Raw genomic sequence first — 20,688 nt, forward strand, 5'->3', positions numbered from 1 at the left:
CGGGCCCAATCGGGCCCGGCGCTTCGTCGTTCTTCGTCACATCGTCACACGGAGTCATAACCCAACTAGAAGCGTGGAAGAACCCCTAGTTTGGTTGGCATGCCGATCCCGTTCTCCTACGAGCTCTTCCCGCCGCGCTCCGCTTCGGTCGCGGCGCGGATGCCGGAGATCGCGCGGACGCTCGGCGAAACGCATCCGGACTTCATCTCGGTGACCTTCGGGGCCGGTGGCTCGTCGCGCGACGCGTCGCTCGACGTGCTCCAGCTCATCCGCGATGAGACGACGGCGCGCCCGCTGGCGCACCTCACCTGCGTCGGCTCGTCAATGGACGAGGCGAGCGAACTCATTGGCGAGTTTCTCGACCACGGCATCCTCGACTTTCTTGCCCTGCGCGGCGACCCGCCCGCGGGGCGCAGCGAGGCCGACGACTTTCTCGGCGACCTGCGCACCGGCGCCGAACTGGCCCAGCTCATCGAGGGCGTGCGCCAGCAGCACCTGCCGCGCGAGCTCGGCCCGATCGCCGGACGCTGGCACGTGCGCACCCCGCAGCTCGGCGTCACGGCCGTCGCGGCGTACCCGAACGGCCACCCGCAGTCGCGCTCGATCGAGCAGGACTACGACACGCTGCTCGCCAAGGAAGCCGCGGGCGCGACGCTTGCGATCACGCAGCTGTTCTTCGAGGTCGACGACTACGTCGCCTTCGTCGAGGGAGCCCGCGCGCACGGCGTGACCATTCCCATCCGCCCCGGCATCATGGCGATCACCTCGCTGCCGCGACTCGAGCGAATGTCGCAGCTCGCGGGGGAGGAGGTGCCAGATCGCTGGCGCCGTTCACTCGCGGCCTGCCGCAGTGACGAAGCCCGCCGCGAGCTCGGCATTGCCCACGCCACCGGCATGTGTCACGACCTCATCGACTATGGCGAGGCGGGCCTCCACATCTACAGCCACAATCGCATCGACGAACCGCTCGAGCTCCTACGCCGAGTTGGCCTCGTTGACCGCACCGAGACCGCGCCTCACGCGCGGCGAGTGACGTCGGCGGCCTAGCCGCCCACGAAAGGAAACCATGACCATCGAATTCCCCGCCGGCACCGTGCTCGGCTACCCCCGCATCGGCCGCCACCGCGAGCTCAAGCGCGCCGTCGAGTCGTACTGGAACGGTGTCAGCGATGCCGCCGCGCTCGCCGAAGCCCGCGCCGGGGTGCGGGCCGCCGCACGCTCGGCCCTCGAGGCCGCCGGGCTCAGCCGTGACAATGCTTCGATTCCCGAGGCCGACGCGAGCTACGACCACGTGCTCGACACGCTGGTCACCGTCGGCGCCGTGCCCGCGCGCTTTGCCGACGTCGCTGAGCTTGAGGACCAGGACCTCACCTTCGTGCTCGCCCGCGGCGACGCCGAGCACCCGGCACTCGAGATGACGAAGTGGTTCGACACGAACTACCACTACCTCGTGCCCGAGATCGGCCCCGAGACGACGTTCTCCTACCGCAGCCACGAGCGCGCTGACCAGGTGCGTGAGGCGATCGCTGCCGGCTACTCGACCCGCCCGACGCTGGTCGGCCCCGTGACCTTCCTGGCGCTCGCGAAGCCGAGCGACGATGCGCCGGCGGGCTTCGCTCCGCTCGACCGCCTCGACGAGGTACTCGACACCTACGTCGAGGTGCTCGCCGACCTGCGTGCGGCTGGCGCGCAGTGGGTGCAGCTCGACGAGTCAGCCCTCGTGAGCGAGGTGCTCGGTGTCTCGCAGACCGAGCTGGTGGATGCGGCGGCGCGGGCCTACGAGCGCCTCGCGCAGGCGGAGCACCGCCCCGCCATGTTCGTGCAGACAAGCTATGCGGCCTTGCCGGATGCGGCCTTCGGTGCGCTGGCGAAGGCTGGCGTCGAGGCGATCGGCATCGACCTCGTGCGGGGCGCGGCCCCCACAAACGTCGCCGAATTCCCCGGTGTGCGCGTCGTCGCCGGCGTCATCGACGGTCACAACATTTGGCGGGGCGACCTCGCCGCCGCCTTCGACAAGCTCACCGTGCTCGCCGAGCGCGGTGTGCTCGTGAGTGCGAGCACCTCGACCTCGCTCATTCACGTGCCGCACACCCTCGTGGACGAGACGGAGCTCGACGCGCAACTGCGCAACTGGCTCGCTTTCGCGGACGAGAAGTCGCAGCAGATCGCGACGCTCGCCCGCGGACTCACCGACGGTCGCGAGGCGATCAACGCCGAGCTCGCGGCCGCGACCGAGGCCCTCGCCGAGCGCGCGCGGGCTGCCGGCGTGTGCGTCCCGGAGGTGCGCGAGCGCGCCGCGAGCGACATCGAACTCTCCCGCGGCGACGGGGATGCCCGCGCCGAAGCACAGCGGGCGGCCCTCGGGCTGCCGGTGCTGCCGACCACGACGATTGGCTCGTTCCCTCAGACCGGCGAAATTCGCCGCGCCCGCCGGGCCTTCGGCAGGGGCGAAATCACCGAGGCGCAGTACGACGAATTCCTGCGCGAGGAGATTCGCCGCGTCATCGAGCTGCAGGAAGAGCTCGGTCTCGATGTGCTCGTGCACGGCGAGCCGGAGCGCAACGATATGGTGCAGTACTTCGCCGAGCACCTCGGCGGTTTCGCTACCACCGCGAACGGCTGGGTGCAGTCGTACGGCTCGCGCTGTACGCGCCCGTCGATTCTCTGGGGCGACGTGCACCGCGACGCACCGATCACGGTCGACTGGACGCGCTACGCGCAGTCGCTCACCGCGAAGCCGGTGAAGGGCATGCTCACGGGCCCGGTCACGATTCTCGCGTGGTCGTTCGTGCGCGACGACCAGCCGCTCGGCGACACGGCCCGCCAGGTCGCGCTTGCGCTGCGTGACGAGGTCGCCGACCTCGAGGCCGCCGGCACCGGCATCATCCAGGTCGACGAGCCCGCCCTGCGCGAGCTGCTGCCGCTGCGGCGCGCCGACCACGCGGCCTACCTGCGCTGGAGTGTCGACGCCTTTCGCCTCTCGACCTCGGTCGCCCGCCCCGAGACCCAGGTGCACACGCACCTCTGCTACTCGGAGTTCGGCGAGATCATCGAGGCGATCGATGGCCTTGACGCCGACGTCACCTCGATCGAGGCCGCGCGCTCGCGCATGGAGGTCGTTGCCGACCTGCACGAGCACGACTATGCCCGCGGAATCGGCCCCGGCGTCTGGGACATTCACTCGCCCCGCGTACCGTCTAAGCAGGAGATCGCGGAGCTACTCGAGCTCGCCCTCGGGGGCATACCGGCTGATCGGCTCTGGGCGAACCCCGACTGCGGCCTGAAGACGCGCGGCTACGACGAAACGGTGGCGTCGCTGCGCAACCTCGTTGCCGCCACCGAGCAGGCCCGCGAGGGCATCAGCCTGCCTGTCGCGTAACTGCGCCGTTAGCGCGAGAACGGGCCGGTCGCAGAGAATTCCGCGACCGGCCCGTTCTCGTGGTGGCTTAGCCCCAGAGATCGGCGAGCAGCTTGTCGAACTCGGGCCAGCTGAACATCTTCGCGGTCTCGCGCGCCGACGGTGAGCCGGCGTCGGGGTTCGCGCCGGCCTCGAGCAGCGCGCGCGCCGACTCGACGTCCTGCTTGAACACGGCGCAGGTCAGCGCGTTCTGGCCGCGGTCGTTCGTGAGCTCGACGTCGGCGCCGCGCTCGAGCAGCATCGACACCGTCGCGGCCGCGTGGTGGTACGCCGCGAGGATGAGCATTGAGTTGCCCTGCGCATCCAGCATGTTCACTGGTGCCCCGGCGTCGAGGAAGGCGGCGAGCGACGCTGCCTGGTTCTGGCGTGCAGCATCGAAGAGCTGGTTCGCCAGCTCGATCGCCTCGGCCGGCACCCCTGCCGTGTTCTCGGATGCCTCGGTCATTAGCGCACCTCGTGCTCGGCGCGGTCGCCCGACCACTCGGTGTGGAACGTGCCGGGGCGGTCGACGCGGCCGTACGTGTGGGCGCCGAAGAAGTCGCGCTGCCCCTGGATGAGCGCGGCAGGCAGGCGCTCGGCGGCGAGCGAGTCGTAGTAGCTCAGCGATGCGCCGAAGACCGGCGCGGGCACGCCCGAGAGCGCCGCGGTCGCGACGACGCGACGCCACGCATCGACGCCGTTCGCCACCTCGCCCGCGAAGTACGGGTCGGCGATGAGCGAGTCGAGCTGCGGGTTTCGGTCGTACGCGTCGGCGATGCGGTTGAGGAAGCGGGCGCGAATGATGCAGCCGGCGCGCCAGATCTTCGCGATCGCGCCGGGGTTCACCTGCCAGCCGTATTCCTGCGCACCCGCGAGAATGAGGTCGAAGCCCTGCGCGTATGCGATGACCTTCGACGAGTAGAGCGCCTGGCGCACCTGCTCGACGAAGTCGCCCGGAATTGGTGCGGGCTCGGGGCGTTTCGTGATGGTCGGGCGCACGGCCTCGCGCTGGGCGACGCGGCCCGAGACGCCGCGGGCGAAGACCGCCTCGCCGATACCCGAGACGGGCACGCCAAGCCCGAGCGCGTTCTGCACCGTCCAGGTGCCGGTGCCCTTCATGCCGGCGCGGTCGACGACGATGTCGACGAACGGCTTGCCAGTGTCGGCGTCGACGTGCCGCAGCACCTCGGCAGTGATCTCGATGAGGTACGACTCGAGGTCGCCTTGGTTCCACTCGGTGAATACGTCGGCGATCTCGGCAGGGGTGAGCCCGGCCACGCCGCGCAGCAGGTCGTAGGCCTCGCCAATGAGCTGCATGTCGGCGTACTCGATGCCGTTATGCACCATCTTCACGAAGTGACCGGCGCCGTCGGTGCCGATGTGCGTGACGCAGGGGGAGCCGTCTTCGGGGGCACGAGCTGCGATCGACTCAAGAATCGGGCCGAGCGTCTCGTATGACTCGGCGGTGCCGCCGGGCATGATCGAGGGGCCGTTGAGCGCGCCCTCCTCGCCGCCGGAGATGCCAGCGCCGACGAAGTGCAGACCCTTTGCGCGCACGGCGGCCTCGCGGCGGATCGTGTCGGTGAACAGCGCGTTGCCGCCGTCGACGATGATGTCGCCCGGCTCGAAGGCCTCGACGAGCTGGTCGATCACTGCATCGGTCGCCGTGCCGGCCTGCACCATGATGATCGCGGTGCGCGGGCGCTGCAGCGAGGCCGCGAACTCATCGACCGTCGACGCCGCGACGAAGCCCGCCTCGGGGTGGTCGGTGACGAGCTTCTCGGTGCGCTCGTGGCTGCGGTTGTAGACCGCGACGGTGTTGCCCTCGCGCGACGCGAGGTTGCGGGCGAGATTCGCGCCCATCACCGCCAAACCGACCACGCCGATGTTTGCGGATGCAGTGGAGTCGTTCATGTTCTACCTCTCGAGGATTTCGCGCCTCCGACCATTATGGTCGGCGACCACGGATGCTGTCTGCGCGTGGCGCCGCGGGTGCGCCGGATGCGCCAGTTAGGCTTTCGGCACCGAGCAAAGGGGGCGCACGTGGCCGGCGAAAACGACGATCGTACGCAGCGGTACAACTGGAATCTGGGCAGCGAAGACGAGGCCGAATCGGCGCAGTCGAACGGCCGGTACGAAGCCGACCCGACGCGGCCGATTCACCGTCAGGAGGCGACGACCGACGAGATCGATCCGGTGCCGCCGACGCAGCGCATGCCCTTGACTTCGACCTCGCAGGAGCAGACCGTGCCAACGCGGGCGTATGACTTCGGCGAAGACCGCGCTGACGCAACGACGGTCTTGCCGCAGCAGCAGGCACCGGAGCGAGCTTCGCATCCGGCGCCGGCCGCGGCCAGTTCGTCCGACTACGTCAAGCAGCCTTACGCGCCCCAGCAGCAGTGGCGCGAGGCACCGGCGGCCCCGTCGATTCCTTCGCCTCGCGACTGGGAGGATGCGCCCTACGGGCCGGGTGGCGGCGCGCGGGTGGCTTCGATCTTCGTCGCGCTCCTTGGCGCCCTGATCGCGGTCGCGCCGGGGATTTTCTCGGCGCTTGCGGTGACGACGGGGCAGGCGAACCTCGTCTCGGAGTGGCTCGGCACGTTTGGTCCGTGGTCGCAACTGGTGGCCAACGGCGTACTCATTATTGCGTGGGCCGTTATCGCTGGTTCGCTCGCGATGGCGGGGCTGGGCGCCGGGCTCGTCGGCGGCCTGATCGTGATTGGCAGCCTCATTGCCAACGCTGTCTACGCCATCTCGGTCGCGGTCTCGGTGACTCCGAGCGACTTCATGCAGAATCTTTCGCTGTTTGCCTCGATGTCGATCGGCGTGGGCACAGCCATGCTGTTCGCCGGCATCGCCGTGCACTTCGCGCGCCGCGGTGGGTTCAAGCGCGCGGTGCGGTACGCGCGAGGCCGGCGCTCCTGAGCTGTCGACGGGCCGCCGCCAGGCTGCTAAGCTTGGTGGCTGTACTTCGGCGAGGGGCGCATCCGTGCCCGTTATCGACGCGGTCGAGTGGCTCACCTTGCGTGGGCGGCCACGAGTTCGTGTTCTCACCGCTGTCACACGAAAGGAAATCTCATGGCTGACGCCACCGACCGCCTCCCGGCGAAGCACCGGACCCAGTTCGGTAAGGGTGCCGCGCGCAAGATCCGCGCCAACAACGAAATCCCGGCCGTCATCTACGGTCACGGCACCGAGCCGAACCACATCACGCTGCCCGGTCACGAGACCATGCTGCTGCTGCGTAAGGCAAACGCGCTCATCGACCTCGACATCGAGGGCACCTCGCAGCTCGCGCTGGTGAAGGACGTTCAGCGCGACCCGGTTCGCCAGATCATCGAGCACGTCGACCTCATCATCGTTCGCCGCGGCGAGCGCGTCGAGGTCGAGGTGCCCGTGCACGCCCTCGGCGAGCCCGCACCGGGCGCTATCGTCATCCAGGACGCCAACACGATCCTGGTGTCGGCTGAGGCGACCCGCATTCCCGAGCGCATCGAGGTCAGCGTCGAGGGCCTCGAGATTGGCACCACCGTCATTGAGAAGGACGTTGCGCTGCCCGAGGGCGTCAAGCTCGTTGATGAGGAGAGCGAGCTCGTCCTCTTCTCGATCCAGGAGCCGCAGGTCGAGGTTGAGCCTGACGAGGACGCCGAGGACGCCGAGGGCGAAGCGGCTGCTGACGAGGACGCCGAGTAGTGGCGTCCGACGCGTGGCTCGTCATCGGTCTCGGGAATCCCGGCGACCGCTATCGAGCCACGCGTCACAACGTCGGCCACATGGTGGTTGACGAACTCGCCGCGCGGGTTGGCGCTACGTTCAAGCGCCACCCGCGGGCGACCGCCCTCGTCGCCGAGGGTCGCACCGAACCCGGCGGGCCGAAGCTCGTGCTCGCGAAGTCAACCGGGTTCATGAACACGTCTGGCGGGCCCATGTCACAGCTCGTCCAGTACTTCGGCATCGACGCCTCGCATGTCGTCGTCGTGCACGACGAACTCGACATCGAGTTCGACAGCGTGCGACTCAAGGGCGGCGGCGGCCATGGCGGCCACAACGGGTTGCGCGACATCTCGTCGGCCATCGGGGCCGACTATCTTCGTGTGCGCGTCGGCATCGGCCGGCCCCCCGGCCGCCAAGACCCGGCCGACTACGTATTGCGCCCCTTCTCAAGCGACGAGCGCGACAACCTGCCGGTGCTCGTGGCCGACGCGGCCGACGCCGTTGAACTGCTCGTGCAGCGTGGCCTCGTCGACGCCCAGCAGGTCGTCCACTCGCGAGGCAAGTAGCGGATGCGCGCCGTCGTCACCCGCTGTCGCTCGGCTCGCGTCGAGGTCGCGGGCGAACTCGTCGGCAAACTCCCGCGCCCCGGGCTGCTCGCACTGGTCGGTGTCACGCACGACGACAACGACGCCGAAGCGGCGAAGCTCGTGCGCAAGATCGCCGAGCTGCGCATCCTCGAGGGCGAACGCAGCGCCGTCGATCTCGACGCGCCCGTGCTTGTGGTGAGCCAATTCACCCTCTACGGCGACGCACGCAAGGGTCGCCGGCCGTCGTGGTCGAACGCCGCACCCGGGCCAGTGTCGGAGCCGCTCATCGACGCCGTCGTCGCCGGCCTTCGCGCGCGCGGCCTGCATGTCGAGACCGGCCGCTTCGGCGCGATGATGCGCGTGCACAGCGACAATGACGGCCCGTTCACGGTGCTCCTAGACACCGCCGAGATCGCCTAGCCACTCGCTGCGCCCACCGACCACCCGCCAACGAGTCAGGACTCCCGCCGATGCGATCAGACAAGCACCGCAGCAGCCTATTCGCGACCCCGGCCACCGTGTTGGCGACCGCGCTCCTGCTCAGCGGCTGCGCCGGCGAAGCTGAGCCCTCGTTCGCCGAGCGTGGGTACCCGACGGCGCCGCCGCAAGAGCTGCCCGAGGCGGCCACCACCGACGCGGATGTTCCCCTTGCCGAACTCGTCGATGCCGACTGGCTCGCGGTGACGGCCGAGCGCACCAGCATCGATCCGCGCGTCGTCGCGGCCTACGCGGGCGCCTCGATCCGTGTCGCGCAAACGACGCCCGGTTGCGGCATCGGCTGGAACACCCTCGCCGGCATTGGCCGAGTCGAGTCGTATCACGGCACGATCTACGGCAGCGAGGTCGCCGACGACGGCAGCATCGCCCCGCCGATCATTGGTATTCCGCTCGACGGCACGAACGGCACCCTCGCGATTCCCGACACCGAGGGCGGCACGCTCGACACCGACACCGAGTGGGATCGCGCGGTCGGGCCGATGCAGTTCATCCCCTCGACCTGGGCGCAGTTCGGGCAGGACGCGAACCTTGACGGCACGGCCGACCCGAATCAGCTCGACGATGCCGTGCTTACGGCGGCCGTCTACCTCTGCGACCGGAGCGGCGAGCTCGTCAGCGACAACGGCTGGAACACCGCGGTTTCGGCGTACAACCTGCCCGTCGAGTACGCGCGCGATGTCGCCGCGTACGCGCGAATGTATGCCGAGTAGTTCGGCGACGGCTGCGGTGCACAGCCGGTGTGGTTAGGATCCAAGCATCCCTTCACTCGGATCGTCTGGCGCGTACCCGCCAGGAAGGACACCAACGATGGCATCCGTAACATTCGATCACGTGTCGCTGCAGTACCCGGGCGGCGAGCGCCCCGCGGTGAGCGACCTCAACCTTGAGATTGAGGACGGCGAGTTTCTCGTCCTCGTCGGCCCCTCCGGCTGTGGCAAGTCCACGACCCTCCGGATGCTCGCGGGGCTCGAGCAGGTCACCTCCGGCTCCGTGCTGATCGGCGGCGACGACGTCACCGAGAAAGACCCGAAGGACCGCGACATCGCGATGGTCTTCCAGAACTACGCGCTCTACCCGCACATGACCGTCGCCGACAACATGGGCTTCGCGCTCAAGCTCGCGGGCACGCCAAAGACCGAGATTCGCCAGCGCGTCGAGGAGGCGGCCGAGTTGCTCGACCTCACCGAGTTTCTCGATCGCAAGCCGAAGGCGCTCTCGGGCGGCCAGCGACAGCGCGTCGCGATGGGCCGCGCGATCGTGCGCTCGCCGCAGGTCTTCTGCATGGACGAGCCGCTGTCGAACCTCGACGCGAAGCTGCGCGTGCAGACCCGCTCGCACATCGCGAGCTTGCAGCGCCGGCTCGGCGTGACGACGGTGTATGTCACCCACGACCAGGTCGAGGCCATGACGATGGGCGACCGCGTCGCCGTGCTCAGCGACGGCGTGTTGCAGCAGGTCGACAGCCCCCGCGAGCTCTATAACCACCCGAACAACGTGTTCGTGGCCGGTTTCGTCGGCTCTCCCGCGATGAACCTCATTGCGACGACGGCCGAGGCCGACGGCTCGGTGCGGCTCGGCGACATTCCCGTGCCGACCCGCGACGGGGTCGTGACCGGCGGGCAGCGCGTGACCGTCGGCATCCGCCCCGAACACCTGCGCTTCTCCGAGTCCGAGGGGTTCGACTTCGAGGTCGACCTTGTCGAGGAACTCGGTTCGGACGCCTACATCTACGGCCGCGCCGCGCTGCCGGGCGAGCCCCTCGTCGTCGCGCGACACGAAGGCGACACACCGCCGAGCAAGGGCGACACGTTCCGCCTCACCGCTCGCAGCGAGCAGTTTCACCTGTTCGACACTGACTCTGGGCAGCGCATCGAACGCGGAGTGTGACGCGCTCGCAAAGATTGCACCGCAGCTGTCGGTACACCGTGCAAGACTGAAGATGGGCTCGTCGCCGACGCCGGGCACCACCATATACAACCGAACACACGCTGAAGAAATGTAAGGGAGCAATTCATGAAGCGAAAGTTCAGTGCGGTCGCGGTCACCGCAGTAGCTGGGTTAGTTCTTGCAGGATGCACTGCTGGGGGTGGCGGCAGCGGCGCCGAAAGTTCGGGCCTCGACTCGCGGGGCCCGATCTCATTCGCGATGGGTTCAAACGACTCAGCGAAGCTCGAGCCGATTATTGAGGCGTGGAACGCCGACCACCCCGACGAGGAAGTCACGCTCGTTGAGTTGCCACAAGAGGCGAACGGGCAGCGCGACACGCTCGTGCAGTCGCTGCAGGCCAAGAGCGGCGACTACGACGTCATGGCGCTCGACGTCACCTGGACCGCCGAGTTCGCGGCCCAGGGCTGGTTGCAGCCGCTCGATGGCGACCTGCAGCTCGACACGTCGAACCTGCTGCCCGCCACCGTCGACTCGGCCACCTACATGGACACGCTGTACGCGGCGCCGCAGAACACGAACGCGCAGCTCATGTTCTACCGCACCGACATCGTGGACGAGGCGCCGGCGACATGGGACGAACTGCTGTCGTACCGCGACGCGGCCGATGCCGAGGACCTCGACCTGCTCATCATGCAGCTGAAGAATTACGAGGGGCTCACGGTGCAGACCACGCAGGCCATCAACTCGTGGGGCGGCTCGGTTGTTGACGCCGATGGCAAGACGCCGACGGTGGACAGCGACGAGGCGAAGGCCGGCATCCAGGCGCTCGCCGACGCGTACGCGAACGGCGACATCCCGAAGGGCGCGAACGGTTACACCGAGGAGCAGACAAACCTCGAGTTCCTCGAGGGAAACGCGGTGTTCGCGTACAACTGGCCGTACATGTACGACACGGCGACGAGCGAGGATTCGTCGCAGGTGAAGGACAAGTTCGACGTTGCCGCGATCGTCGGGCCCGACGGCCCGGGCGCATCCACGCTCGGTGGCTACAACAACGGCATTAACGTCTACTCCGAGAACAAGGCGACGGCGTTCGACTTCGTGCAGTTCATTCTGTCGGAAGAGAACCAGCGTGGCTTCGCCGAGCAGTCGTTCCCGCCGGTGCTCGCGTCGATCTACGAGGACGAGTCGCTGATCGAGCAGTTCCCGTACCTGCCCGCCCTGAAGGATGCGCTCGACAACGCGCAGCCGCGCCCCGTCACGCCGTTCTACGCGGCCGTGTCGAAGGCCATTGCCGACAATGCCTACGCGGCGATTGTCGAGGGCCAAGATCTCGATCAGGCCGTGAGCGATATGTCATCGGCCATCACCTCGAGCACCTCGGGCTAGGGATGTGCGGCGCCGGGCTCGAGGCGGGCCCCGGCGCCGCCCTCCGCAGCGGCAATTCTCAGGACTCGATGGTGAGGGATGGGACATGAGTAGCGCGACCACCGAATATTCGAGCAAGGATGCGACGCCGAAGCAGCGTCGCTGGCGCACCGACAATAGGTCGGCCATTTGGTTAATTGCGCCGGCGCTGATCGTGCTCGCGATCGTGATCGGGTACCCGATCATCAGCGCCATCGTCCAGTCGTTCAACCAGGACCGCACCTACGACGCCGAGACGGGCTTCTTCCAGGAGGGCGGTTTCGCTGGCTTCGCGAACTACGCGCACTGGATTCTTCAGGATTGCGGCGGGGGAGTGAACTCCTGCCCGCCGGGCACGACGGGCTCGCAGTTCTGGCAATCCATCGGCGTCACGTTCTTCCTCACGGTCGTCACGGTGTCGCTCGAAGTCATCATCGGCTTCGGCATGGCGATCATCATGGGCCGCAACATCGTCGGGCGTGGCCTGCTCCGCGCGGCGGTGCTCGTGCCGTGGGCCATCCCGACCGCCGTCACGGCGAAGCTCTGGGCGTTCATCTTCGCGCCCCAGGGCATCATCAACTCGCTCACCGGTCTCGACTTGCAATGGACGACTGGCACGTGGGAGTTGCTGTCGGCCGTCATCGTCGCCGACGTCTGGAAGACGACGCCGTTCGTCGCCCTGCTCATTCTCGCTGGCCTGCAGCTCATCCCGAAGGATGTCTACGAGGCGGCCCGCATCGACGGCGCGACGAAGTGGCAACAGTTCACGCAGATCACGATGCCGCTCGTACGCCCCGCGCTGATGGTCGCGGTGCTGTTCCGCCTGCTCGACGCCCTGCGCATGTACGACCTGCCGGCGATCATGCAGGGCAACACCTCGGGCGCCGCAACGACGATGTCACTGTTGGTCACCGCGACGATGCGCGAGAACGAATACAACAACGCCTCGGCGCTGTCGACGATCGTCTTCCTCATCATCTTCGCCTGCGCGTTCATCATGGTGAAGGTGCTCGGCGCGAACGCGGTGGCCCAGACGCAGCCGGCGCGCCAGCTCACGACGGGCGCGCCGGGCCGCAAGCGCCGTGGCCCACTCCAGACCGAACCGCTGACGACCCGCGCGGTCACGACGAAGGAGAAGTGACGTGACTCCAACCGCCTCCTCGCAGGTGATTCAGCGCAAGCCCCGCCGCGGTGAGGGCTGGGGCAGCTACCTCAGCGGCGCGATTATCGTGATCTGGTGCCTGCTGCCGTTCTACTGGATGATGGTCGTTGCCTTCCGCGATGTGAGCCACACTTTCGACACCACCCCGTGGCCGACGTACCTCACGCTCGACAACTTCGCGGCGGCCCTCGACGCCTCGGGCGGCAATAACCTGCTGCGGTCGATCGGCAACTCGCTGCTCATCTCCGGCGTCACGACGGTGGTCGCGGTCGTGCTTGGTGTGACGGTGTCGTATGCGCTCGCCCGGCTCAACTTCTCGGGCAAGAGTTTCGTGACCGGTATCATCCTCGCCGCTTCGATGTTCCCGGGCATCGCGCTCGTGACGCCGTTGTTCCAGCTGTTCACGAACATTTCCTGGCTCGGCACCTATCAGGCCCTGATAATCCCGAACATCTCGTTCGCGCTGCCGCTCACGATCTACACGCTCACCTCGTTCCTCCACGACCTCCCCTGGGAACTCGAGGAGGCGGCGCGGGTTGACGGGGCGACCCGTGGTCAGGCGTTTACCCGGGTCATTCTGCCGCTCGCGGCGCCCGCGGTGTTCACGACGGCGATCCTCGCGTTCATCGCGACCTGGAACGAATACCTGCTCGCGAGCCAGCTCTCGCGGCCCAACGTCGAGCCGGTTACCGTCGCGATCGCGCGCTTCGCGGGCGCGAACCCCTACATTCAGCCCTATGCGGCGATCATGGCCGCCGGCACGATCGTGACCGTGCCGCTCGTGATCCTCGTGCTCATCCTGCAGCGGCGCATCGTGGCCGGCCTCACCGCGGGCGGGGTGAAGAGCTGATGCCCCGCAATACGCAGGTGCAGCGCAATCAGCTGCAACTCTGGCTCGGCTTCGTGAGTTTCTTCGCGTTCATGGCGGTGTTTTCGGTCGCCGCATGCCTCGTCATGCGCATCCCGCTCGACCCGCTCGGCACGCTGATGGCCGTGGCGCTGCTCGCGCTGGCGGCTGTGCTCTACCGCCGCTACCGGCGGCTCGGCCGCGAATAGCGGCAGCTGCCAATGTCCCGCGCGGGGTGCGGGCCTAGAATGGGCTGAGTGAGCCTCCACGGATTCCTCGTCGCCGCGGGCGACAATGCAAGCTTGAACAAGGCGGTCTCGCAGAGCCGCGTCGACACCGATTTCACGGTGGGCGACGGGTTGCGGGCGCCCCTGTTGGCGAGCCTGCTTGAGCGCCGCGCGACAGTTCGCTCGGCCGCATCGATGCTCGCGATCACAGCGACGAGCCGCGAGGCCGAGCAATACGCATCCGATCTGCGGGCATTTTTGCCCGATGCAACCATCGTCGAATTCCCGGCCTGGGAGACCCTGCCGCACGAGCGGCTGAGCCCGTCGGCCGACACGACCGGGCGACGGCTCGCGGCGATGGGGCAACTCGCGCAATGGCGCGAAAACCCGACCGCGCCGTTCATCCTCTTCGCCTCCGTGCGCGCGGCACTGCAGCCGCTGCTGCCGGGGCTCGACCATGCGGCGACGGTGCACCTCGCGGTCGGCAGTCGCGGCCACGACCTGGATGGGCTCGCGGCGACGCTCGTGTCGCTCGCGTACCAGCGTGTCGACATGGTCACCCGCCGCGGCGAGTTCGCGGTGCGCGGTGGCATTCTCGACGTGTTCCCGCCCGACGCCGCCCAGGCGGTGCGCATCGACTTCTTCGGCGACGAGGTCGACGAGATTCGACCGTTCGCGGTCTCCGACCAGCGCTCGTACGACGAGGCCTTCGACTCCGTTGTGCTCTCGCCGAGCCGCGAGCTGCTGCTCACCGAGGACGTGCGGGCGCGTGCCCGTGAGATGCAGGGCGAATTCCCCGCGATCGAGACCATGCTCGAGAAGATTGCCGAGGGCATCCCGGTGGAGGGGATGGAGTCGCTCGCGCCCGCGCTCGTGCCCGACCTCGTGCCGATCACCGCGTACCTGCCCGTGGATGCGGCGATCGCCGTGCTCGCGCCCGAGCGCGTCGCGAATCGGGCGAAGGACCTCCGAGAGACGAACCACGAGTTCCTCGAGGCCGCGTGGTCGGCCGCGACGGCCGGAGCCGAAGCCCCGATCGACCTGACGAGCGGCGACTTCCTGTCGATGCGCGAACTGCAGGCGACGAAGGGGGAGCGCACCTGGTGGACGCTCTCGCCGTTCGGCAACGAAGATGACGGCAACGTCGTGGTGCCCTCGGAATCGGTGCCGAACTTCGCTGGCAACGCGGAGGGGGCGATCGAGCACACGATCGCGCTGCTGAGCGACGGCTGGCGTGTCATCATGGCCGCGAACGGGCCGGGCCTCGTCGAGCGCGCGCAGCAGGTGCTCGCCGAGCATGAGGCGGCCGGACGAGTGGTGACCGAGCTGCCCGACGAGTTCGAGCCGGGCGTGGCCTACCTCGTGCAGGCGCCCCTCACCGCCGGCGTGCAGCTGCCCAACGAGCGCCTCGCGCTGCTCACCGAGTCCGACTTCTACGGGCGCGCGGTTGGCTACAACACGACGCGGCCGAAGAAGCTCGCGCGTCGCCGGGCGAACGCGGTGGTCGACCCACTGCAGCTCAAGGCCGGCGACATCGTCGTGCACGACCAGCACGGCATCGGCCGCTTCCTGCGGCTCGAGCAGCGAGAGATTCCCGTGCCCGGCCGCCCGAATCAGCGGTCTACCCGCGAGTACCTCGTGATCGAATACGCGCCGTCGAAGCGCGGGCACCCGGGCGACAAGCTGCTCGTGCCGACCGATCAGCTCTCGCAGCTGAGTCGCTACGTCGGTGGCGAAGACCCGGCGCTGTCGAAGATGGGCGGCAGCGACTGGGCGCAGACGAAGTCGAAGGCGCGCAAGGCGACGCGTGATATCGCCGTGGGTCTCGTCAATCTCTACTCGGCGCGGGTCGCGTCGAAGGGCCACGCCTTCGGCCAGGACACCCCGTGGCAGCACGAGTTTGAGGAGGCGTTCCCGTACGCCGAGACGGCCGACCAGGTCACCGTCATCGACGAGGTGAAGCACGATATGGAGCGCGAGATGCCGATGGACCGGCTGCTCTCGGGCGACGTCGGCTTCGGCAAGACCGAGGTGGCGGTGCGGGCCGCGTTCAAGGCGGTGCAGGACGGCAAGCAGGTGGTCATGCTCGTGCCGACGACGCTGCTCGTGCGTCAGCACCTCGAGACCTTTACCGAGCGCATGGCGGGTTTCCCTGTGCAGGTGCGCGGCGTGAGCCGTTTCCAGAAGCCTCGCGAGATTGACGAGACGCAGCAAGGTCTGCGCGACGGCTCGGTTGACATCGTCATCGGCACCCACCGCCTGCTCTCGGAGTCGTTCAGCTATCACGACCTCGGGCTCGTGATCGTCGATGAGGAGCAGCGCTTCGGTGTCGAGCACAAAGAGAAGCTGAAGCAGCTCAAGACGAACGTCGACGTGCTCTCGATGAGTGCGACACCGATTCCGCGCACGCTCGAGATGGCGGTGACGGGCATTCGCGAGATGTCGACGCTGGCGACGCCGCCGGAGGACCGCCACCCGATCCTCACGTACGTGGGAGGCCGCAGCGACAAGCAGGTCACGGCCGCGATCCGGCGCGAATTGCTGCGCGAGGGCCAGGTGTTCTACGTGCACAACCGCACCGCATCCATCAACCGGGTTGCGGCGCACCTCGCCGAGCTCGTGCCCGAGGCCCGCATCGCGGTCGCTCACGGCCGCATGAGCGAGGCGAGCCTCGAGCAGGTCATCGTCGACTTTTGGGAGCGGAAGTTTGACGTGCTCGTGACGACGACGATCGTCGAAACCGGCCTCGACATTCCGAACGCGAACACGCTCATCATTGATGACGCCGAGCGCTACGGCCTGAGCCAGTTGCACCAGCTGCGCGGCCGCGTCGGTCGTGGCCGAGAGCGCGCCTACGCATACTTCCTCTACGACGCGAATAAGCCCCTCACCGAGACGGCCCACGACCGGCTCGAGACGATCGCCGCGAACAACGAGCTCGGCTCGGGCATGCAGGTGGCGCTGAAGGACCTCGAGATTCGCGGTGCCGGCAACCTGCTCGGTGGCGAGCAGTCGGGGCATATCGCGGGCGTCGGCTTCGACCTCTACCTGCGGATGATCGGCGAGGCCGTCGACGCGTTTAAGGGCGAGGCGCCTGAGCAGCACACCGAGCTGCGGATGGAGCTGCCGGTCGATGCGCGGATTCCCGAGGACTACATTGCCTCGGAGCGCCTGCGCCTTGAGGCGTACCAGAAGCTGTCGTCGGCGGCCTCGGCGGCGGCGCGACCTGGGCAGATCGATCTTGTGATCGACGAGCTCAAGGATCGCTACGGCGAGCTCCCGGCCGAGGTTGAGACGCTCGTTGCCGTGTCGCGCATCCGGCGTATGGCCGTGCGGCTGCAGCTCAGCGAGCTCGCCGCGGTCGGGCGCGTGCTGCGCATCACGCCGGTTACGCTGGCCGATTCGAAGCAGATTCGACTTCGGCGCATGTACCCCGAGGCGAAGTATCAAGAGGCGAACCACCTGCTGATGCTGCCGCTGCCCGGCGGCAAGCGTATCGGCGAACCGCTCAGCGACGGCGAGTTCCTCGACTGGATCCGCGGCGTCTTCCTCGCCCTCTTCGACGCGAAGCCCGAAGACGACGTGGCCCCGAGCGACGAGGCCGAATCGGCGGCGAAGGGCAAGCCGTAGGCCGGTCGCGGCATCCCGGCGTGTCGACCCCATCCGTGCCGCCGCTGGATGCAGTTTTCTACGATCGATGCGGCCATCATCGTCGCTCTCCGAGAAAACCGCAGCGATTGGGCGACGCTGGCGTCAGTTCTGGGCCCCAGCGATGCGGTTTTCTACCAGGGATGCGCGTGTCGAGTCGCGCTGCGAGTAACGGCACCGCGTCGCGAACCACGCGCTAGAGGTCCTCGACCGGACCCGAGCTCGACGACATGAGTACGGCCGGGACCGCCGACGCGAGGCCCGGCGCGAACACGAGGCCGACGGTGATCGCGATCGTGCGTGGGAACGCGAACTCGTCGCCGGCGCCGCTGTACGTGGGTGACGCGTTGCCAATCCAGACATCGACGGCAAGCCAGATCAGGCCCACGAGCACGACCGCCAGGATGAACATCCCGAGCACCCAGCCGAACGAGGTCGTGACGCGCTTGGCCCAGCCCGTGCGCAGCTGCTCCGCGTGCTGGCGCGCGCGGCTGCGGCGCACGAGCAGAATCGAGTCGGCGATGCCCGTGGCGATCCACGTAAACACCGGCACGATCGCGACGAGCACGGGGTAGAGCAGGCCCGAATCGTCGGCGCCGGTGACCTCGACCCAGTGCTGCCCCGAGACCGCGGCGGCCGTGATGAGCGACGCCACCACGGTGATCAGCCAGACTTGCCAGGGCACCGGGCGGAGTTTCTGCATGTGGTCAAGGGTAACTAGCCTTGAGCGCATGACGAGTGAGGCCATGCAGCAGTTGATCGCAACGGTGGAGCGATTTCGCGGCGACGGCGGCTGCGCGTGGTTCGAAGCGCAGACGCACCGCTCGCTCGTGAAGTATCTCGTCGAGGAGACGGCCGAACTCGTTGACGCGATCGAGGCGGGCGACGACGCCGAGATCCGCGAAGAGCTCGGCGACGTGCTGTTTCAGGTGCTCTTCCACGCGAACATCGCCGCCGACCGCGGCGCCTTTACGCTCGACGACGTCGCCGACGAGCAGCGCGACAAGTTGGAACGACGTAACCCACACGTCTTCGGACCGACGCCGACGCGCGACATCGACGAGATCATCCGCATGTGGGAGGAAGCGAAGGCGATCGAGAAGCGCGACCGCACGTCGGTGCTCGACGGCATCGCCCGCTCGATGCCCGCGCTCGCGCTCGCCGAGAAGGTGCTCGGTCGCGGTGCCAAGGTGGATGCGCGGCTCGCGGCACCGCTGGAGGCGGGGGGCGATGCGGCCGAGGCCGCGTTCGGCGACGAACTCCTGGCGAGCATCGAGCGGGCGCGCGGAGAAGGGATTGACGCCGAACGCGCGCTGCGCGGCGCAGTCCGCCGCCTCGAGGGGCGCATCCGCGAGGCGGAGTCTCGCTGAACTCATGGAGCCGCGAGTTGCTTTGGCGGTTCAAACGCAATGAAGCCGTGTATCGCCCTTAGTGGCTAAAGACACATTGAGCGATGAGTCGGTCGAGCGCACGAATGTCGACGCCTTTTCCGAGCTTTACCTTGATGTGTCCTGCCCGCGTCCACAGCTCAAGTTCGGCGTTCAAGTCAAGTTTGCCAGCGTTCTCGCTCGACCACATGTTGATAGCTGAGTAGGGCAGCGAATACATCTCGAATTTCTTACCAGTCATACCCTGCGCATCACGCACGATGAGTCGGCGGTTAGTGAACACGGCGCTGTCGCGGAATGTCTTGAACGCGGCGATAGGTTCTTCGCCTTGGACGAGCAATTCGCCGACGTCTTGGGGAATGGGGATGGCACTGGTGAATGTCCAGGCGGCGATGGCGGCTGCAGCTTCCAACGGATTCTCCTAGGTGTGAGGTTGATTGGGACACAACCACTATTCCCTGCACCAACGACACAGATTCGTCGCTGACGTGATCCGCCGTCTGTGGGGCGCCACGAGGACATCCTTCTCTCGCGGCTACGTAAACTGGAGCAATGGCCACTCAGATCAATCCGCCGCGCGGTATGCGCGACTTCCTGCCCGCCGACAAGCGCCGTCGTGAGCGCGTGCTCGCGACCATTCGCGAGGTGTACGGCGAGCATGGCTTCGACGAGATTGAGACGCCGGTGGTGGAAGACTCCGAGCGCCTGCACTCGGGTATGGGTGGCGACAACGAGAAGCTCTCGTTTGCGATCATGCGGCGCGGGCTCGGGGCCGCCGATCTTGCCGCGGCCGCGGCCTCGGGCGACCCGCTTGAGTTGAGTGACCTCGGCCTGCGCTTCGACCTTACGGTGCCGCTCGCGCGCTACACCGCGTCGCACCGCGGCGAGCTGCCGGGCATGTTCCGGACGCTGCAGATCGGCCCCGTGTGGCGCGCCGAGCGCCCGCAAAAGGGCCGTTACCGCCAGTTCGTGCAGTGCGACATCGACATTCTCGGCGAGCCCGGGCTGCTCGCCGAGGCAGAGCTGCTCGTCGCCGGCGGCGACGCGCTGCACCGGCTCGGCTTGAGCGACTGCACGGTTCGCGTCAACGACCGTCGCCTGCTCAACGAGCTGCTCGACTGGTGTGGCTTCGGCGCTGACGAGGCGCCCGCGGCACTCATCACCGTCGACAAGCTCGACAAGATTGGCGTCGACGGCGTCGTCGCCGAGCTTGCCGAGACGAATGCGGCCGCAGCCGAGCGAATCCGCGAGGCGCTCGAGGGATGGGCACCCCAGCTCGAGCGCGGCCTCGACCTTGCGCACGTGCTCGACTCGCTGCCGACCGAGCTCGCCGCACGCGAGGGCGCCCAACTCGCCGCGAACTCACTTGCCGAGCTCGCCGAGGCGGTTACCGCGGGTGGCGGCAAGCTGCCGCTCGTGTTCGACCCGACGCTCGTGCGCGGCATGGGCTACTACACCGGCACGATCTTCGAGGTGGCGCACCCGGCGTCAGGCTCGTCGGTGGGCGGCGGTGGCCGCTACGACGGCATGATCGGTCGCTTCCTCGGCACGGAAGTGCCCGCGTGCGGCTTCTCGATTGGTTTCGAGCGCATCGTCGATCTCGTCGCCGAGCAGGAGGGCGCCGCCGGCGAGGCCGTGCTCGTGCTCGTCGACAAGCGACTGCCGATCGACGCGCAGCTGCGCATCAAGCGCGAGCTCGCGCAGCCCGGTCGCCGGGTGCGGCTCGAGCGCCGCCCGAAGAATGTGCGCAACCTGCTCGAACGCGCCGTGGCCGACGGCTTCACACACGTCGCGCACGCCCACGCCGACGGTGAAACCCCCACGCTCGAACCCCTCGCCTAACGGGACGCCCATCCAAGCGCGCCAGCCGGTGCCGTTTTGGGGGGGTTGAGTGGTCGTTTTTTGTAGTTCTGGCGGTGCCAGAAC

19 protein-coding genes are annotated in these 20,688 nt (G+C 67.9%); 15 read left to right on the plus strand and 4 right to left on the minus strand.

The features are described from left to right. Nucleotides 1–99: 99 nt before the first annotated feature. On the plus strand, nucleotides 100–1,047 hold the full coding sequence (locus tag QM019_RS10865; RefSeq protein WP_282853004.1) for a methylenetetrahydrofolate reductase: 948 nt from the start codon (nucleotides 100–102) through the stop codon (nucleotides 1,045–1,047). Nucleotides 1,048–1,066: 19 nt separating this feature from the next. Then, entirely contained in the window at nucleotides 1,067–3,379 is a 2,313-nt protein-coding gene (gene metE, locus QM019_RS10870) for a 5-methyltetrahydropteroyltriglutamate--homocysteine S-methyltransferase (RefSeq protein WP_282853005.1), read from the plus strand. Nucleotides 3,380–3,446: 67 nt separating this feature from the next. Here the strand turns inward: metE and QM019_RS10875 are convergent, their stop codons facing one another. Next, nucleotides 3,447–3,863 carry an ankyrin repeat domain-containing protein gene (locus tag QM019_RS10875; protein ID WP_282853006.1) on the minus strand — a complete coding sequence of 139 codons (417 nt, stop codon included), beginning with the start codon at nucleotides 3,861–3,863 and terminating at the stop codon, nucleotides 3,447–3,449. Further along, entirely contained in the window at nucleotides 3,863–5,311 is a 1,449-nt protein-coding gene (gene gndA / locus QM019_RS10880) for an NADP-dependent phosphogluconate dehydrogenase (RefSeq protein ID WP_282828048.1), read from the minus strand. The genes QM019_RS10875 and gndA overlap by 1 nt, the downstream gene beginning before the upstream one ends. A gap of 129 nt (nucleotides 5,312–5,440) precedes the next feature. On the opposite strand from gndA, the gene QM019_RS10885 reads away from it, so the two are divergent. The 11 genes from QM019_RS10885 (at nucleotide 5,441) to mfd (ending at nucleotide 17,356) form a co-directional block, all read left to right on the plus strand. Then, nucleotides 5,441–6,322, plus strand: coding sequence for a hypothetical protein (locus tag QM019_RS10885; protein WP_282853007.1), 882 nt, complete (start codon nucleotides 5,441–5,443; stop codon nucleotides 6,320–6,322). Between the two features lie 153 nt (nucleotides 6,323–6,475). Continuing rightward, on the plus strand, nucleotides 6,476–7,090 hold the full coding sequence (locus tag QM019_RS10890) for a 50S ribosomal protein L25/general stress protein Ctc (protein WP_282853008.1): 615 nt from the start codon (nucleotides 6,476–6,478) through the stop codon (nucleotides 7,088–7,090). After that, complete coding sequence (gene pth, locus QM019_RS10895) at nucleotides 7,090–7,677, plus strand: aminoacyl-tRNA hydrolase (RefSeq protein WP_282853009.1); 588 nt, start codon at nucleotides 7,090–7,092, stop codon at nucleotides 7,675–7,677. The genes QM019_RS10890 and pth overlap by 1 nt, the downstream gene beginning before the upstream one ends. A gap of 3 nt (nucleotides 7,678–7,680) precedes the next feature. Further along, on the plus strand, nucleotides 7,681–8,118 hold the full coding sequence (dtd, locus tag QM019_RS10900) for a D-aminoacyl-tRNA deacylase (RefSeq protein ID WP_282853010.1): 438 nt from the start codon (nucleotides 7,681–7,683) through the stop codon (nucleotides 8,116–8,118). A gap of 50 nt (nucleotides 8,119–8,168) precedes the next feature. Beyond that, complete coding sequence (locus tag QM019_RS10905) at nucleotides 8,169–8,906, plus strand: lytic transglycosylase domain-containing protein (RefSeq protein WP_282828058.1); 738 nt, start codon at nucleotides 8,169–8,171, stop codon at nucleotides 8,904–8,906. A 97-nt stretch (nucleotides 8,907–9,003) separates the two neighbouring features. Continuing rightward, nucleotides 9,004–10,083 carry an ABC transporter ATP-binding protein gene (locus QM019_RS10910; protein ID WP_282853011.1) on the plus strand — a complete coding sequence of 360 codons (1,080 nt, stop codon included), beginning with the start codon at nucleotides 9,004–9,006 and terminating at the stop codon, nucleotides 10,081–10,083. A 258-nt stretch (nucleotides 10,084–10,341) separates the two neighbouring features. Further along, nucleotides 10,342–11,472, plus strand: coding sequence for an ABC transporter substrate-binding protein (locus QM019_RS10915; protein WP_282853012.1), 1,131 nt, complete (start codon nucleotides 10,342–10,344; stop codon nucleotides 11,470–11,472). 85 nt (nucleotides 11,473–11,557) lie between these two features. Continuing rightward, nucleotides 11,558–12,631 (plus strand): carbohydrate ABC transporter permease, encoded by a 1,074-nt coding sequence (locus tag QM019_RS10920; protein ID WP_282853013.1) that lies wholly within the window; start codon nucleotides 11,558–11,560, stop codon nucleotides 12,629–12,631. A 1-nt stretch (nucleotide 12,632) separates the two neighbouring features. Beyond that, nucleotides 12,633–13,502: a carbohydrate ABC transporter permease gene (locus QM019_RS10925; protein ID WP_428831967.1), complete on the plus strand. Its 870-nt coding sequence runs from the start codon at nucleotides 12,633–12,635 to the stop codon at nucleotides 13,500–13,502. After that, on the plus strand, nucleotides 13,502–13,708 hold the full coding sequence (locus tag QM019_RS10930; protein ID WP_282828066.1) for a hypothetical protein: 207 nt from the start codon (nucleotides 13,502–13,504) through the stop codon (nucleotides 13,706–13,708). The genes QM019_RS10925 and QM019_RS10930 overlap by 1 nt, the downstream gene beginning before the upstream one ends. Before the next feature lie 48 nt (nucleotides 13,709–13,756). Continuing rightward, on the plus strand, nucleotides 13,757–17,356 hold the full coding sequence (mfd, locus tag QM019_RS10935) for a transcription-repair coupling factor (protein WP_282853014.1): 3,600 nt from the start codon (nucleotides 13,757–13,759) through the stop codon (nucleotides 17,354–17,356). 214 nt (nucleotides 17,357–17,570) lie between these two features. On the opposite strand, the gene QM019_RS10940 is transcribed toward mfd, so the two are convergent. Beyond that, nucleotides 17,571–18,077: a hypothetical protein gene (locus QM019_RS10940; protein ID WP_282828070.1), complete on the minus strand. Its 507-nt coding sequence runs from the start codon at nucleotides 18,075–18,077 to the stop codon at nucleotides 17,571–17,573. 28 nt (nucleotides 18,078–18,105) lie between these two features. Here QM019_RS10940 and QM019_RS10945 point away from each other — a divergent pair, with 28 nt between their 5' ends. Next, nucleotides 18,106–18,744, plus strand: a complete 639-nt coding sequence (locus QM019_RS10945) for a nucleoside triphosphate pyrophosphohydrolase (RefSeq protein ID WP_282853015.1) — start codon at nucleotides 18,106–18,108, stop codon at nucleotides 18,742–18,744. A 58-nt stretch (nucleotides 18,745–18,802) separates the two neighbouring features. Here the strand turns inward: QM019_RS10945 and QM019_RS10950 are convergent, their stop codons facing one another. Next, nucleotides 18,803–19,174 carry a PH domain-containing protein gene (locus QM019_RS10950; protein ID WP_282853016.1) on the minus strand — a complete coding sequence of 124 codons (372 nt, stop codon included), beginning with the start codon at nucleotides 19,172–19,174 and terminating at the stop codon, nucleotides 18,803–18,805. A gap of 140 nt (nucleotides 19,175–19,314) precedes the next feature. Here QM019_RS10950 and hisS point away from each other — a divergent pair, with 140 nt between their 5' ends. After that, a complete protein-coding gene (hisS, locus tag QM019_RS10955) occupies nucleotides 19,315–20,604 on the plus strand; it encodes a histidine--tRNA ligase (protein ID WP_282853017.1) in 1,290 nt (429 codons plus the stop codon). The last annotated feature ends 84 nt before the right edge of the window (nucleotides 20,605–20,688 follow it).

It is taken from the genome of Gulosibacter sediminis, assembly GCF_030011715.1.
GTDB classification, from domain to species: domain Bacteria; phylum Actinomycetota; class Actinomycetes; order Actinomycetales; family Microbacteriaceae; genus Gulosibacter; species Gulosibacter sediminis.